This window comes from Dongia sp. agr-C8, from assembly GCF_054658695.1.
Window position 1 is genome coordinate 610,470 of record NZ_BAAGHZ010000004.1, and the last position, 13,273, is coordinate 623,742.

General features: G+C 66.6%; 14 protein-coding genes and 1 riboswitch. Of the genes, 10 read left to right on the plus strand and 4 right to left on the minus strand.

Translation table 11 applies throughout. The features are described 5' to 3' along the window. Positions 1 to 82: 82 nt before the first annotated feature. Positions 83 to 886: an agmatinase gene (speB, locus tag ACYQ4T_RS23125; RefSeq protein WP_459858958.1), complete on the minus strand. Its 804-nt coding sequence runs from the start codon at positions 884 to 886 to the stop codon at positions 83 to 85. Positions 887 to 987: 101 nt separating this feature from the next. Between speB and ACYQ4T_RS23130 the strand changes: the two genes are divergently transcribed. The 3 genes from ACYQ4T_RS23130 to ACYQ4T_RS23140 all read left to right on the plus strand — a co-directional run bounded on the left by ACYQ4T_RS23130 (position 988) and on the right by ACYQ4T_RS23140 (position 3,423). Continuing rightward, on the plus strand, positions 988 to 1,872 hold the full coding sequence (locus ACYQ4T_RS23130) for a LysR substrate-binding domain-containing protein (RefSeq protein ID WP_459858959.1): 885 nt from the start codon (positions 988 to 990) through the stop codon (positions 1,870 to 1,872). Positions 1,873 to 1,875: 3 nt separating this feature from the next. Beyond that, complete coding sequence (locus ACYQ4T_RS23135) at positions 1,876 to 2,475, plus strand: cation transporter (protein WP_459858960.1); 600 nt, start codon at positions 1,876 to 1,878, stop codon at positions 2,473 to 2,475. 63 nt (positions 2,476 to 2,538) lie between these two features. Next, complete coding sequence (locus tag ACYQ4T_RS23140; protein WP_459858961.1) at positions 2,539 to 3,423, plus strand: arginase family protein; 885 nt, start codon at positions 2,539 to 2,541, stop codon at positions 3,421 to 3,423. Here the strand turns inward: ACYQ4T_RS23140 and ACYQ4T_RS23145 are convergent. Further along, positions 3,420 to 4,082, minus strand: a complete 663-nt coding sequence (locus tag ACYQ4T_RS23145; protein ID WP_459858962.1) for an antibiotic biosynthesis monooxygenase family protein — start codon at positions 4,080 to 4,082, stop codon at positions 3,420 to 3,422. The genes ACYQ4T_RS23140 and ACYQ4T_RS23145 overlap by 4 nt on opposite strands. A gap of 89 nt (positions 4,083 to 4,171) precedes the next feature. Between ACYQ4T_RS23145 and ACYQ4T_RS23150 the strand changes: the two genes are divergently transcribed. From ACYQ4T_RS23150 to ACYQ4T_RS23160, 3 genes are all read left to right on the plus strand, one after another. Continuing rightward, entirely contained in the window at positions 4,172 to 4,789 is a 618-nt protein-coding gene (locus tag ACYQ4T_RS23150; RefSeq protein ID WP_459858963.1) for a hypothetical protein, read from the plus strand. Continuing rightward, positions 4,786 to 5,424 carry a DNA oxidative demethylase AlkB gene (gene alkB / locus ACYQ4T_RS23155; protein WP_459858964.1) on the plus strand — a complete coding sequence of 213 codons (639 nt, stop codon included), beginning with the start codon at positions 4,786 to 4,788 and terminating at the stop codon, positions 5,422 to 5,424. Before ACYQ4T_RS23150 ends, alkB begins: the two co-directional genes overlap by 4 nt. 40 nt (positions 5,425 to 5,464) lie before the next feature. Further along, positions 5,465 to 5,542, plus strand: a riboswitch (SAM riboswitch). A 66-nt stretch (positions 5,543 to 5,608) separates the two neighbouring features. Beyond that, positions 5,609 to 6,526: a homoserine O-succinyltransferase gene (locus tag ACYQ4T_RS23160; RefSeq protein ID WP_459858965.1), complete on the plus strand. Its 918-nt coding sequence runs from the start codon at positions 5,609 to 5,611 to the stop codon at positions 6,524 to 6,526. A gap of 26 nt (positions 6,527 to 6,552) precedes the next feature. Here the strand turns inward: ACYQ4T_RS23160 and ACYQ4T_RS23165 are convergent, their stop codons facing one another. Then, positions 6,553 to 6,975, minus strand: a complete 423-nt coding sequence (locus ACYQ4T_RS23165) for an Lrp/AsnC family transcriptional regulator (protein ID WP_459858966.1) — start codon at positions 6,973 to 6,975, stop codon at positions 6,553 to 6,555. A 122-nt stretch (positions 6,976 to 7,097) separates the two neighbouring features. Between ACYQ4T_RS23165 and ACYQ4T_RS23170 the strand changes: the two genes are divergently transcribed. Beyond that, positions 7,098 to 10,145: an aminotransferase class III-fold pyridoxal phosphate-dependent enzyme gene (locus ACYQ4T_RS23170; protein WP_459858967.1), complete on the plus strand. Its 3,048-nt coding sequence runs from the start codon at positions 7,098 to 7,100 to the stop codon at positions 10,143 to 10,145. On the opposite strand, the gene ACYQ4T_RS23175 is transcribed toward ACYQ4T_RS23170, so the two are convergent. Beyond that, positions 10,075 to 11,037 (minus strand): LysR family transcriptional regulator, encoded by a 963-nt coding sequence (locus tag ACYQ4T_RS23175; RefSeq protein ID WP_459858968.1) that lies wholly within the window; start codon positions 11,035 to 11,037, stop codon positions 10,075 to 10,077. The genes ACYQ4T_RS23170 and ACYQ4T_RS23175 overlap by 71 nt on opposite strands. A 127-nt stretch (positions 11,038 to 11,164) precedes the next feature. Here ACYQ4T_RS23175 and ACYQ4T_RS23180 point away from each other — a divergent pair, with 127 nt between their 5' ends. The 3 genes from ACYQ4T_RS23180 (at position 11,165) to ACYQ4T_RS23190 (ending at position 13,181) form a co-directional block, all read left to right on the plus strand. Next, on the plus strand, positions 11,165 to 11,602 hold the full coding sequence (locus ACYQ4T_RS23180) for a DoxX family protein (protein WP_459858969.1): 438 nt from the start codon (positions 11,165 to 11,167) through the stop codon (positions 11,600 to 11,602). 13 nt (positions 11,603 to 11,615) lie between these two features. Beyond that, on the plus strand, positions 11,616 to 12,425 hold the full coding sequence (locus ACYQ4T_RS23185) for a DODA-type extradiol aromatic ring-opening family dioxygenase (RefSeq protein WP_459858970.1): 810 nt from the start codon (positions 11,616 to 11,618) through the stop codon (positions 12,423 to 12,425). 66 nt (positions 12,426 to 12,491) lie between these two features. Continuing rightward, positions 12,492 to 13,181 carry a cupin domain-containing protein gene (locus tag ACYQ4T_RS23190; protein WP_459858971.1) on the plus strand — a complete coding sequence of 230 codons (690 nt, stop codon included), beginning with the start codon at positions 12,492 to 12,494 and terminating at the stop codon, positions 13,179 to 13,181. The last annotated feature ends 92 nt before the right edge of the window (positions 13,182 to 13,273 follow it).

A 13,273-nucleotide genomic window follows, 5' to 3' on the forward strand; every position in this document is an offset into this window, starting at 1 on the left:
GGGTGAAGCCCAACTTCCGTTCACTTCATGTCCTCGCCGGCGGCAAGGCCCGCTTCATGGCGCTTGCCTGGAGCGGCGGCCGCTAGCGCGCGGTCTTGAGCATCATGCCGGCGATCTCCTTGATCAGCTTGGCCGCGACCGTGGCGGTCACGTTGGAGAAGTCGCAGCGCGGATTGTACTCGACCACATCGGCGCCGATGATCGGCTGCCCGATCGCGTGGAGCCAGTCGATGATCTGCCGCGGTGACAGGCCGCCCGGCTCCCGATGCGAGACGCCGGGCGCATAGGCTGGATCGAGCCCGTCGAGATCCAGCGAGATATAGACCGGCGTCGCAAGGTCGAGCTTCAGCGGGCCGTTGCAACGCCCCATCTCGATGGCCTCGACGCCGAACCGCTTGAACTGTGACCGGTGATGATCGTTGCTGGCGCGCAAGCCGACCTGGATCAGCCGGTCGGTCAGGCCCTCTTCCATGATCCGGGCGAAGGGCGAGGCATGCGAGCGCGGGTTGCCCTGATAGGCGTCATAGATGTCCGGGTGCGCGTCAAAATGCAGGATCGTCAGGCGTTGATGGCGCCGCCGCATCGCCCTTAGAACCGGATGGGTCACGGCATGATCGCCGCCGATCGAGATCAACGGTGCGCCGGAGTCCAGGGCGCGTCCGACCGATTCCGTGACCATGTCCCAAGGGTCGGCATCGCCGTCGAAGCGGATGTCGCCATGATCGACCAGTCGCCCCTCTACGGAGAGGTCGAACCCGGTCTCGGTCCAGCTGCTGTAGCAGCCGGAAGTGAGCTCGCGCCGGATCAGCGGCGGCGCTTCGGCAGGCCCTTTCATGAAGGACGAATTGTCGTCATGCGGGATGCCGATCAGAGACACGCTGTTCATGGACGGATGGATCCTGGAGAGGTTGCGAATGCCACAGACCTAGGGATCGCAAGCGCCCAGGTCTACTTACATGATCTAAGATAAATGATAAGATCTGCTTCATGTTTGATCTTGATCGCCTGCGCCTGCTGCGCGAGCTCAGCCATCGCGGCACCATGACCGCGGTCGCCGCGGCGTTTCGCTTGACCTCCTCGGCGGTCTCGCAGCAGCTCGCCACCCTGGAACGCGAGGCCCGCGCCAAGCTGTTCGAGCGCGCCGGCCGCCGCGTCCGCTTGACCGCCGAGGGAACGCGCCTGGCTGCCCATGCCGAGGAGATTCTGCGCGCCGTCGAAGCCGCCGAGCTGGACCTCAGAGCCAGCCGGGAAAAGCCGCGCGGAACCTTGCAGATCGCCTGCTTCCCGAGCTTCGCCAAGGCGCATTTGCTGCCCGCGGTCATCCGCGCACGCAAGCGCTATCGGGAACTGGGCGTCGTGCTGCACGATCTCGAGCCCGCCGACAGTATCGAGGCCGTGCGCAGCGGCCGCTGCCATCTGGCGGTGAGCTTTGTCTACAGCCTGGTGCCGCGGCCGGACGTGCCCGGCCTGGTCGCGACGCCGCTGATGGAAGAACGCGTCCTGCTGGCTTTGCCGCCGACCCGTCGAGGTGCGCGCGATCCGGTGCCGCTGAAGAGCCTGGCCGATGCGGATTGGATCGTCGGCTCCCGGGGCCAAGACGACCGCGAACTCGTCGAACGCGCCTGTGCGGTTGCGGGTTTCGCACCGCGGATCACGCACACGGTCGATGACTACGACCTGGTACTGCAGATGGTGGCCGCCGGGCTGGGGATCGGTTTCGTCCCTGAACTCGGCCTCAAATTCCCCAGCGCCAAGGCCGTGACACTCCGCTGCGCCGCCGGGGCGCCGCTGCGCCGCCGCATCACGGCGCTGACCCGCAGTGCCATGGCCGCCTCGCCCATGGTCCAGGCTGTGATCGCCGAATTGCGCTAAAGCATGGATCGCAGTATTGATCCCACCATGCTGCGCCGCGCTGTTCTCGTCGTCGCCTTGCTGAATCTGGCCTACGGCCTGTTCGAATGCGTCGTCGCCTTGCGCATCGGCTCGGTCTCGCTGTTCGCCGACAGCGTCGACTTCTTCGAGGACACTTCGGTTAATCTGCTGATCTTCCTGGCGCTGGCCTGGTCGCTGCAGGCCCGCGCGCGGCTCGGCATGCTGCTGGCCGGCATCCTGCTGGCGCCGGCCGCCGCGACGATCTGGACCGGCGTCGAGAAGTTTCTCAACCCCACGCCACCCGACCCGGTTTCATTGAGCCTCACCGGGCTGGGCGCCCTGGCGGTGAACCTCTCCTGCGCCTTCCTGCTCGCCAAGTTCCGCGAGCACAGCGGCAGCCTCACCCGTGCCGCCTTCCTCTCGGCGCGCAACGACGCTTACGCCAATCTCGCCATCATCGGCGCCGGCCTGGTCACCGCACATCTCTGGCCGTCGATCTGGCCCGATCTTCTGGTCGGCATCGGCGTCGCCCTGCTCAATGCCGACGCGGCCCGCGAGGTCTGGCAAGCGGCGCGAGCAGAGCACAAGACCGCCAAATCGTAAGACAGCTACATTGCAGTCGGTGTGGTCTCTCCCTATCTCTTCTGCAGTCAGGGAGAATCACGCATGACCCGTTTCGCCATCGTCGAAGCGCCCTCGGTGCTTGGGCTCTTTCCGAAAGGCGTGGAGACTTTACCGGAAGCTTTGCTCGGCGCCGGCCTGGCGGAACGCCTCCCGGCCCGTCGCGCCGGCCGGGTCGAGCCGCCGCCCTACGACGCGCGGCGCGACCCGGAGACCAGGCTGCTCAATCCAAAAGGCCTCGCGCAATACGCGGTGGCGCTGGCCGATCGGCTGGAGCCCTTGCTCGAGGCGGGCGAGTTTCCCGTGGTACTGGGCGGCGATTGCTCGATCCTGCTCGGCTGCACGCTGGCGACCCGACGCCGGGGTCGCGCCGGCCTGCTGTTCCTGGACGGCCATGCGGATTTCTATCAGCCCGAAGCCGAGCCGAACGGCGAAGCCGCGTCCATGGACCTCGCTCTGGTCACGGGACGCGGGCCGGATATCGTGACGAACCTGGAAGGCTGCCACCCGCTGGTCCGCGATGAAGACGTGACCCTGCTCGCCCATCGCGATACCGTCGACGCCGAGAGCCACGGCAGCCAGAGCGTTGCGGATACCGGAATCGGCATCATCACTCTCGATGCCTTGCGCGAATGCGGTGCGGCCGCCACCGCACGGCGCGCGCTCACCCGCTTGACCCGCGCGGAGCTCGACGGCTTTTGGATTCATCTCGACGCCGACGTGCTCGACGACGCGATCATGCCGGCGGTCGACTACCGGATGCCCGGCGGCCTGCAATGGGATGAGTTGACGACGATCCTGCGCACCGCGCTCGCCAGCGGCAAGGCGCTCGGCATCGATATCACCATCTTCAACCCGAAGCTCGACAAGGACGGGTCGATCGCCCGCCGCTTCACCGCTGCTTTGGGCGAAGGCCTCAACGGGACCTAGCGGCGCTCCACCACCGGATAGTATTGCGGCGCCTCCCGCCGATCGAACATCCCGTAGTCGCGCACGACCCGCACCCGCCGCAGCCGCGTCGCATCGGTGGCTGCAAGCGTCGCTTCGAACCCCTCAGCCGAGGCTTGGTCGCGCCAGCTCAACAGCAGGATCACGTCGCCCGGCGCCAGCACCGCGTCAAACACATCCCAGGCGACCAAGCCTGCGGCATCCTTCTTCAACCCGAGAACCGCGGCAACCGCCTCCGCGCCATTCTGCTTCACCCAATCCGCCGGCCGCTGGCCGCTGACCAGGGTGACGGTCGTACCGGCTCCCACCGCGGTTTCGTCGAGCCGCTGCTCCGGCAGATCCGCCTCGCGCGAGTCGCGCGTCACCTGGCCGACCCGCAGGTGATAATCGCCGAAGATCTCCGAGCGCCCGCGCTCCTGGGCACCATGGTGCCGTTCCTGGGTACGCCAACGCACCAGCGCCTTCTCATCGCGCCAGATCGACAGCGACAGCAGCCAGCCCGGCCGCGCCAGGCTGTGATAGCGGGTGACGTCGATGAATCCATCGATCGCCTGCAGATCAAGCTTCAGCAGCTGGGCCAGGCCCAGATAGTCATCCCACTTGTCGGATCTCGGCTGGACCTCGAACACCACCGCGAACATCGGCCGCTCACATCAGCATGATCCGGATGGATATTAGAGCATCCCTCCGGCTAGGCTCGCCTTTTCAGTTCGGCCGAACCCGTATCGTCATGCCGCTGCAGAACCGCGTCACCCCCTTCGGCGAGATCATCGCGACCCCGGCGCGCGGGATGTTCACCGGCAACCGGGGAATCATCCATGACCCGGAGACGCGCACCCTGCTGAAGAAGCGCTGGAGCCTGAAATGCTGGCTGGTCTGCCAGCTCAAGTACAAACACTTCCACCGCGTGCCGATGGCGAAGCGCAGCTGGACCGAGCTCTTCTTCCTGGATGAGGCCACCGCGCTCGCCGCCGGCCATCGCCCCTGCTTCTATTGCAGCCGCGCTCGGGTCGAGGCCTTCCGCGCCGCTTGGGCCCAAGGCAATGGCGGCCCGATCCTCGCTGCACCGGAGATGGACGCCATCCTGCATCGCGAACGCCTGCAGCTGCGAAAGAAGCGCATCCACCCGATGCCGGGGGCGATCGAACGACTACCGGACGGCTCGATGATCGCCGCGGGCGACAGCGCCTTCCTGGTTCTGCACGGTCGTCCGCTACGCTGGACACCCTTCGGCTATGAAGCTGTCAATGAGGCACCGCTGGCCGAGGGCCTGCTGACGCCGCCCTCGACGCTCGCCGCCTTGCGCGCCGGCTATCGCCCGGTGCTGCATGCGAGCGCCGCGGCATGATGCGCGATCTCTTCGCCGAGCCCCGCGAGACGATGGCGGCGGGTGCCGTGCTCCTCCGGGGTTTCGCCTTGCCGCGCGAGGGTGAGCTGCTCGCCGCAATCGAAGCGGTGACTGCCCAAGCGCCGTTCCGCCACATGATGACGCCCGGCGGATACACGATGTCGGTCGCGATGACGACCTGCGGCACCGTCGGCTGGGTCACCGACCGCAAGGGTTATCGCTACAGCCCGACCGACCCCACGACCGGCAGGCCCTGGCCGCCGATGCCGGCCTGCTTCCAGGCCCTCGCGACCGAAGCCGCGGCGGAGGCGGGCTACCCCGACTTCCGGCCGGATTCCTGCCTGATCAACCGCTACGAACCCGGCACCAAGCTCTCCCTGCACCAAGATCAGGACGAGCAGGACATGTGCCAGCCGATCGTCTCAGTCTCGCTCGGCCTGCCGGCCACCTTCCTGTTCGGCGGCCCGCAGCGCGGCGATCCCACCGCCAAATACCCGTTGAACCATGGCGATGTCGCGGTCTGGGGAGGTCCTTCCCGCCTTTTCTTCCACGGGGTCGCCGCCTTGAAGGACGCCGTCCATCCCCTACTGGGGAAAAAGCGCATAAACCTGACCTTTCGCAGGGCCTTAGGGTGATTTTTGTCACTGGCGCTTTGGCGCCCGTTGGGCTAAATGGAAGACATTCCGTGGTGATTTGGCCGGCCGGCTTGCAGCCACGTTAAACAACTCGCTAAAGGGCCGCCTGCGGAATCCCCATCAGAGAATTCCAAGGCTGCGGACCCCGAAGCGAGTCAACTGACCGCTCTTTGGGTGAACTTTGATGCCGATCAAGATTCCAGACAAGCTCCCCGCCTTCCAGACCCTCGTGAACGAGGGCGTTCGTCTCATGACCGAGACGGTGGCCGTGCGTCAGGACATCCGCCCGATGCAGATCGGCCTGCTCAACCTGATGCCGAACAAGATCAAGACCGAGCTGCAGTTCGCCCGGCTGCTTGGGGCGACGCCGCTGCAGGTCGAGCTCTCGCTGATCCGGATCGGCAACCACACGTCCAAGAACACGGCGGAAGAGCATCTGCTGAACTTCTATCAGCCCTGGGAAGCCGTGAAGCAGCGGAAGTTCGACGGCCTGCTCATCACCGGCACGCCGATCGAGCACATCCCCTATGAGGACGTGACCTACTGGTCGGAGATGCAGCAGATCTTCGATTGGACAGAGACCAACGTCCATTCGACGGTCAATGTCTGCTGGGCCGGCATGGCAGCGCTCTACCATTTCCACAAGATTCCGAAGCATCAGCTGCCGGAGAAGGCATTCGGGGTCTATCGCCAGAAGATCACCAAGACCTCCTCGCCTTTCATGATCGGCTTCTCCGACGAGTTCCAGATTCCCATCTCGCGCTGGGCCGAGATCCGCACCGCCGATGTCGCGGCCTGCCCGGATGTGGACGTGCTGGCCTATTCCGAAAGCAAGGGTGTCTGCATCGCCCAGACCAAGGGCACGCGCCGGCTCTATGTGCTCGATCATATGGAATACGACGCGAACTCGCTCGGCGACGAATATGCGCGCGACGTCGCCGCCAACGTGCCGATCAAGCTGCCGCACAACTACTTCCCGAACGACGATCCCAGCCAGACGCCGCTCAATCGCTGGCGCCCGCACGGGCATCTCTTCATCTCGAACTGGATCAACGAGATCTACCAGACGGTGCCGTTCGACATCGAGAAGGTCGGGAAGTAGCGCGCCGCCTCAGATATCCCGCCCGATCAGATATCCCGATTGAGCACGATCGAGGTGGTGAGGTCGGCCACTGCCTCATGAGAAGAGATCCGATCGCGCAACGCGTTGACCCGATCGGTGCTGGCGGCCGAGAGCTCGACCAGCAGATCGATGTCTCCGGTGAGCGAGGTGCAGGACCGCACCTCGGCGATCCGGCGGAGCATGGCTATGAAGCTCGGCGCCGGCGTGGTCTTCAACCGCACGAAGAGATAGACGGAGACGGCTGGCCCGCTCTCCGCGATCTCGGCGCGGTAGCCGCGAATGATGCCGTCGGATTCCAGCTTCGACAACCGGTCCCGCAGGGTCGAACGCGCCAGCCCTACCTTGGCGGCCAAGGTCTTCAGCGGCAGGCGCGCATCCGCCCGCAGCAAGTCCAGGATCTGCCGGTCCTTTTCATCGATTGGGCGCATCAGGCGGCGGGACCGGTCAAAGTGGCGGAATGGGGAGCCAAAAGGGCGGTTGTGTCGCGGCCCCCATCCTCCGCAAATTGGCCGCCGGGTCAATGATTCCCCTATCCCATAGAGAGTGCTCCATGTCGGTCCTGACGACGCTGCCGCCGCAATTCTCCATCGCCGAAGTGGCGGGCATCGCCGACACGCTCTACGGCCTCTCCGGCGAGTTCACCCGGCTCGACAGCGAGCGCGACCAGAACTTTCGGCTGACCGAGGCGAATGGCACCGGCTGGGTGCTGAAGATCGCGAATGCAGCTGAGGACCATCAGGCGCTGGCCTTCCAGGCCGCCTTGCTGCGCCACGTTCAGGCCATCGATCCCAGTCTCCCCTTGCCGCACTTGCGGCCGACCCTGTCCGGCGAAGACCTGGGCCGGACCGGCATGCGCGGCGGGACAGAGCATTTCGTGCGGCTGGTGAGTTGGCTGCCCGGCCAGCTCTATTCCAGCAGCCAGCGGACCGCGGCGCTGCATGACAGTCTCGGCGAGTGCCTGGGGCGGCTGGATCGCGCATTGCAGAGCTTCGGCCATCCCGGCGCACATCGCGACTTCGATTGGGACATCAAGCAGGCCGGCCGCTCGCGCGGGCGGCTCGACTTTCTCATCGACCCGAAACAGCGCGCCCTGGTCGATCATTTCCTGGAGCGCTTCGAGACCAAGGTAGCGCCGCGGCTGGCACGCTTGCGCGCGCAGGTCATCCACGGCGACGCCAATGACAACAACCTGCTGGTGGACGGCGCCGTCGGGCAGCGGATCGTCGGGCTGATCGATTTTGGCGATGCTATCCATTCCGCCACCATCGGCGAACTCGCCGTCGCCGGCGCCTATGCGATCCTCGACCAGCCGGCACCGATCGACGTCGCCGGCACGATCGCCGCGGGCTACCACCAGGTCCACCCGCTCCAATCCGAGGAGTTGGACCTGCTGTTCGACCTGATGGCGATGCGCCTCGTCACCAGCGTCACCCTCTCCGCCTCGCGGCGCGACCGGGTCAAGGACAACGCCTATCTCAACATCAGCGAAGCGCCGGCCTGGGCGATGCTGGGGCGCATGCGCGCCATGGACCCGGCCCTCGCCACCGGAATGCTGCGGCATGCCTGCGGCTTCGAGGCGGCGCCCGGCGCAGCAGGCGTCGTGCGCTGGATCGACGCCAACCGCGCAACCCTGAAGCCGGTGCTGGATCAACCGACCGCCTTCTACGCCAAGGCCATCGTGCCCTTCGGCGATCCCGACCATCCGATCGCCAAGGCCTCAGCGGCCCGCCGCCCCGAAGAGGCCGAGCGCCTCTGGGATGACATCACCGTCCGGGAAGGGGTCACGCTCGGGATCGGCGCCTGGGGAGAGGAGCGGCCGGTCTATTCCTCGGATGCCTTCAAGTCGGTGTTCGCGCCGAACCTCCGGCGCAAGCTCCATCTCGGCCTCGATCTCTTCGCGCCGGCCGGCACCCAGGTGCGCACGCCGCTCGACGGCACCGTGGTGGATCTCTTCGAGACCGATGTGCCGCTCGACTACGGCCATGCCGTCCTGCTCAGGCACGCACCGGACGGCCATGTCTTCTACAGCCTCTGGGGCCATCTTTCGGCCCAGACGGTGCAGGATCGCAAAATCGGCGAGAAGCTTAAGGCCGGCGATGTCCTCGGGGCGTTCGGCAAGCCCAGCGAGAACGGCAACTGGCAGCCGCATGTGCATATCCAGCTGATCACCTACGCGGAACCGAAGGCGGCGGACGTGATCGGCGCCGGCGAGAAGGATTACCTCGAGCTCTGGCGGCAGCTGTTCCCCGACCCGGCGGAGTTTGTCGGCCTGCCGCCGGAAACCCTGCAACACGCCGGACGCAGCAAGGATGAGCTTCTGGCGCAGCGCAAGGGCAAGCTGATCCGCAACCTCAGCATCTCCTACCGGAAGCCGCTGAAGATCGTGCGCGGCGAAGGCGTCTACCTGATCGACGACACCGGCCGGGCCTATCTCGACTGCTACAACAACGTGGCGCAGCTGGGACACTCCAACCCGGAGATCGTCGAGACCGCCGCACGCCAGGCCGCCATCCTCAACACCAACACCCGCTATCTGCATGACAACGTCATCGCCTATGCCGAGGCGCTGACCGCGACCTTGCCGAAGAACCTGAAGGTCGCCGCCTTCTGCTGCTCCGGCAGCGAGGCCAACGAGCTCGCCTTGCGCATGGCCCGGGCGCATACCAAGGCACGCGACATCATCACCCTCGACTGGGCTTATCACGGCAACACCCAGGCCCTGATCGAAATCAGCCCCTACAAATACAAGCGCAAGGGCGGGCTGGGCCGGCCCGAGACCACCTGGGAAGCACCCTTGCCCGACGCCTACCGCGCGCCCGCGGACTGGCCGCAGGCGGAGATCGGCCGGCGCTACGCGCAGCCGGTGGCGGAGATCGCCGCATCGCTCTCCCAGCAAGGCCGCGGCCTCGCCGCCTATATCGCGGAATCCTTCCCGAGCTCGGCCGGCCAGATCGTGCTTCCCGACGGCTATCTCCAAGCCGCCTACGCCGCTGCGCGCGCCGCCGGCGCGGTGGTCATCGCCGACGAGGTGCAGGTCGGCTTCGGCCGGGTCGGCAGCCATCTCTGGGCCTTCGAGACCCAAGGCGTGGCACCCGACATCGTCACCATGGGCAAGCCGATCGGCAACGGGCATCCGATGGCGGCCGTGGTCACCACCGAGGAGATCGCGGCGAGCTTCGCCAACGGCATGGAATACTTCAATACCTTCGGCGGCAATCCGGTTTCCGCGGCCGTCGGATTGAAGGTGCTGGAGATCATCGCGCGCGATAACTTGCTACGCAATGCGACCGAGATCGGCACGGACCTGCTCACCCGCATGCGCAAGCTCCAGGCGAAGCACAGCGTGATCGGCGACGTGCGCGGCATCGGCTTGATGCTCGGCCTCGACCTGGTGACCGACCGCAAGAGCAAGGCGCCCGCGACCGAACGGGCTGGCCGTGTGGTTGAACGCGCGCGCGATCTCGGCGTCCTGATGGGCACCGACGGCCCTTATGACAACGTGATCAAGCTGCGGCCCGGCCTGATCTTCAGCCGCGCGAACGCCGACCACCTGATGCAGGTGCTCGAACAGGCTTTCGCCGAGACTGAGGAGTCTTAGCCGCGCCCGCGGCGAGGCGCTGGACCAGCCATTTGGCGGCCGGTCCCAGCGCCTTGTCGCGGCGATGCGCGATCACCAGCGGGAAGCGCGGCATGCGGTCGGAGCCCTCCCAGCGCAACGGCTTCAACTCGACCAGCCGACCGGCGGCGAGATCGGCGGCGACCAGCGCGCGCGGCATGCTGCACCAGCCGACTCCGGCCAGCAGCAGCTTGTGGCGCAGGTTCATGTCGGCGATGCGCCAATGCCGCACCGCATGAACGCCGTAGTCGCGCCGGTCGAGCACCTCGCTCCGCGAGGTCAAGACCAGCTGCAGATGGTCGCGCAGCAGCTCAGGCGCGAACGGGCCTTTGATCTTCGCCAGCGGATGATCGGCGGCCGCAACGGCGATCAGTTCGATCTGCGCGCATTGCCGCCGCTCGATCTCCGCCGGCATCGGCGTCGAGGACGCCATCAGCGCAAGATCCACCGTTCCTTCGAGCAGCGCATTGCGGGTTGCCTGGAAGAGCTCGACCGTGATCCGCAAGGTCACCAGCGGAAAGGCCTCGCGGAACTCCTTGAGAATGCAGCCGAGGAAATCCGGCGCGAAGGCGTCCACCACCAGCGAAAGCTCCGCTTCGACGCCCTGCGTGACGCCCGCCGCCTGCAGCCGGAAGTCATCGACGTCGTCGAGGATCCGGCGGGCCCGGGGCAACAGCGCCCGGCCGGCTTCCGTCAGCTCCGGCCGGTAGGCCGAGCGGTCGAACAGCTGAACGCCGCTCTGCTCCTCCAGCTTCTGGATCGCATAGGTGATCGCCGATTGCGCCCGGTTCATGCGCCGCGCCGCCGCGGCAAAGCTGCCCTCCGCGACCACGGTGGCGAAGACCGCGAACTGGTCCAGGGTGAGGGAATCCATATATTCAGATTATCTGAATGAGATAATCGAAACTATATCTATTTTATCAGAAGCGGCGAAGAGGCATCTCTGGGGCCAGTTTCCGGCTCTGCACCCCTGACCCGAAGCATCCCCACGAGGAGAAATCATGATCGACACCAAGACCGCCCCTTACGCCGCGCTGCTGCTCCGCCTCACCTTGGGCGCGTTGTTCCTGGCCCATGCCGGCCTGAAGATCTTCGTCTTCACCCCGGCCGGCACCGCGCAGTTCTTCGGTTCGATCGGCCTGCCGCCGGCGCTCGCCTACGTCACGATCGCCTGGGAAGTTCTCGGCGGTGCGGCGCTGATCCTCGGCGTCTGGCCGCGCCTGGTCGCGCTGGCCATGGTGCCGGTGCTGCTCGGCGCGCTCTTCACCGCGCATCTCGGCAACGGCTTCTTCTTCAGCAACCCGAATGGCGGCTGGGAATACCTCGCGTTCTGGATCGCGGCCCAGGTGGCGCTGGCGCTGACCGGCGACGGCGCGCTGGCGCTGAAGCCCGGCCTGCCCTTCGCCAAGACGCCGCGCGCCGCGGCACAAGCCATCTGACCGGGGCGATCTGATGGCGCGGCTTCCCAGCCTCTACATCACCCATGGCGGCGGCCCGTGCTTCTGGATGGAGTTCGGGCCGCCCTTCGGGCCGCATGCATTCGACAAGCTGCGGGCCTATCTCGCCGGCCTGATCGCCGGCCTGCTGGAACGCCCGAAGGCGATCCTGGTGGTCTCCGGCCATTGGGAAGAAGACCGGCCGACGGTCTCGACCGCCGCGAAGCCCGGCATGCTGTTCGACTACTACGGCTTCCCGGAGCATACCTACCACTTGAGCTACCCGGCGCCCGGCGCGCCGGATCTCGCCGAGCGGGTTCGCGGCCTGCTGCAGGCGGCGAGGATCGACTGCGGCACCGATAGCAGCCGTGGCTTCGACCACGGGGTCTTCGTGCCGCAGCTGATCATCGACCCCAAGGCCGAGATTCCGGTGGTGATGCTTTCGATGCGCCACGACCTCGACCCGGCCGCGCATATCGCCATCGGCAAAGCGCTGGAGCCCTTGCGCGACGAAGGCGTGCTGATCATCGGCAGCGGCAGTTCCTATCACAACCTGCGTGAGTTCTTCAGCGGACGCAGCGCCGAGGCCTCGCTGGCTTTCGACGACTGGCTCAACGAAACCGTGACCACCGCTGACGCGGAAACGCGCAATGCCCGCCTCGCCGAGTGGTCCAAGGCGCCGGGCGGCCGCGCCTGCCATCCCCGCGAAGACCATCTCATCCCGTTGATGGTGGCCGCCGGCGCTGCGGGCGGCGATCCTGGCCGTCGCAGCTTCCGCGACCTGCTCGGCGGCAAGGCCGTCTCATGCTTTAGTTTCGGCGCCTGACTGAGACTTGAATCCCCCGCCGGTTCGGCCAACATGGAGCCGACCGAACCGGCGGGAGCCCTGCCCTTGGAACTGAACGCCGACTTCTCGCAACGCGCCGCCGTCCATGCGGCGAGCCTTCCCTGGATCCCCTCGCCCGTCGCCGGGGTCGACCGGCGCATGCTCGACCGCATCGGCGACGAGGTCGCGCGCGCCACCTCGATCGTGCGCTATGCCCCGCAGAGCCATTTCTCGCCGCATACCCATGGCGGCGGCGAGGAGTTCCTGGTGCTGGACGGCGTGTTCCAGGACGAGCACGGCGACTATCCGCCGGGTTCCTATGTCCGTAACCCGCCGACCACGCGCCACACACCGGGCTCCGCGCCCGGCTGCACCATCTTCGTCAAGCTCTGGCAATTCGACGCCGACGACCGGACCGAAGTCCGCATCGACACCAACAAGCGCAGCTTCGCGCCCGCAGCGGGGCGCGTGGGCGTCGAGGTCCTGCCGCTGTTCCACGACGCGCGTGAGGACGTGCGCCTGGAACGTTGGGCGCCGGACACGCAGGTCGCCCTCAACCTCCCCGGCGGCATTGAGGTGCTGGTGCTCGACGGCGGCTTCGAGGAAGGCGGCGAACGCTTCGCGCCGCAATCCTGGCTGCGACTCCCCGCCGGCGCGCGTCTCGACGCGCGAGCAGGTCAGGGCGGTGCCAAGGTCTGGATCAAGGCCGGACACCTCGCCTTGCCGCAGCGCGCACCCAGGCCCGCCGCGGCATAGTCTGGCCGGGAATTTGCATGGTCTGGGCAAAACGGCGCCCGGATACTGGAGATCGGCCATGCGACGGCCCACTGCGTGCATCGCAATTATAC

What these genes read in the sequence shown, in the direction of transcription:
- ACYQ4T_RS23160 (WP_459858965.1), top strand. Translation starts at nt 5,609, where the DNA reads ATGCCGATCAAGATTCCAGACAAGCTCCCCGCCTTCCAGACCCTCGTG.
- ACYQ4T_RS23130 (WP_459858959.1), top strand. Translation starts at nt 988, where the DNA reads ATGTTTGATCTTGATCGCCTGCGCCTGCTGCGCGAGCTCAGCCATCGC.
- ACYQ4T_RS23140 (WP_459858961.1), top strand. Translation starts at nt 2,539, where the DNA reads ATGACCCGTTTCGCCATCGTCGAAGCGCCCTCGGTGCTTGGGCTCTTT.
- ACYQ4T_RS23135 (WP_459858960.1), top strand. Translation starts at nt 1,876, where the DNA reads ATGGATCGCAGTATTGATCCCACCATGCTGCGCCGCGCTGTTCTCGTC.
- ACYQ4T_RS23180 (WP_459858969.1), top strand. Translation starts at nt 11,165, where the DNA reads ATGATCGACACCAAGACCGCCCCTTACGCCGCGCTGCTGCTCCGCCTC.
- ACYQ4T_RS23150 (WP_459858963.1), top strand. Translation starts at nt 4,172, where the DNA reads ATGCCGCTGCAGAACCGCGTCACCCCCTTCGGCGAGATCATCGCGACC.
- ACYQ4T_RS23165 (WP_459858966.1), bottom strand. Translation starts at nt 6,975, where the DNA reads ATGCGCCCAATCGATGAAAAGGACCGGCAGATCCTGGACTTGCTGCGG.
- speB (WP_459858958.1), bottom strand. Translation starts at nt 886, where the DNA reads ATGAACAGCGTGTCTCTGATCGGCATCCCGCATGACGACAATTCGTCC.
- ACYQ4T_RS23145 (WP_459858962.1), bottom strand. Translation starts at nt 4,082, where the DNA reads ATGTTCGCGGTGGTGTTCGAGGTCCAGCCGAGATCCGACAAGTGGGAT.
- ACYQ4T_RS23185 (WP_459858970.1), top strand. Translation starts at nt 11,616, where the DNA reads ATGGCGCGGCTTCCCAGCCTCTACATCACCCATGGCGGCGGCCCGTGC.
- alkB (WP_459858964.1), top strand. Translation starts at nt 4,786, where the DNA reads ATGATGCGCGATCTCTTCGCCGAGCCCCGCGAGACGATGGCGGCGGGT.
- ACYQ4T_RS23175 (WP_459858968.1), bottom strand. Translation starts at nt 11,037, where the DNA reads ATGGATTCCCTCACCCTGGACCAGTTCGCGGTCTTCGCCACCGTGGTC.
- ACYQ4T_RS23170 (WP_459858967.1), top strand. Translation starts at nt 7,098, where the DNA reads ATGTCGGTCCTGACGACGCTGCCGCCGCAATTCTCCATCGCCGAAGTG.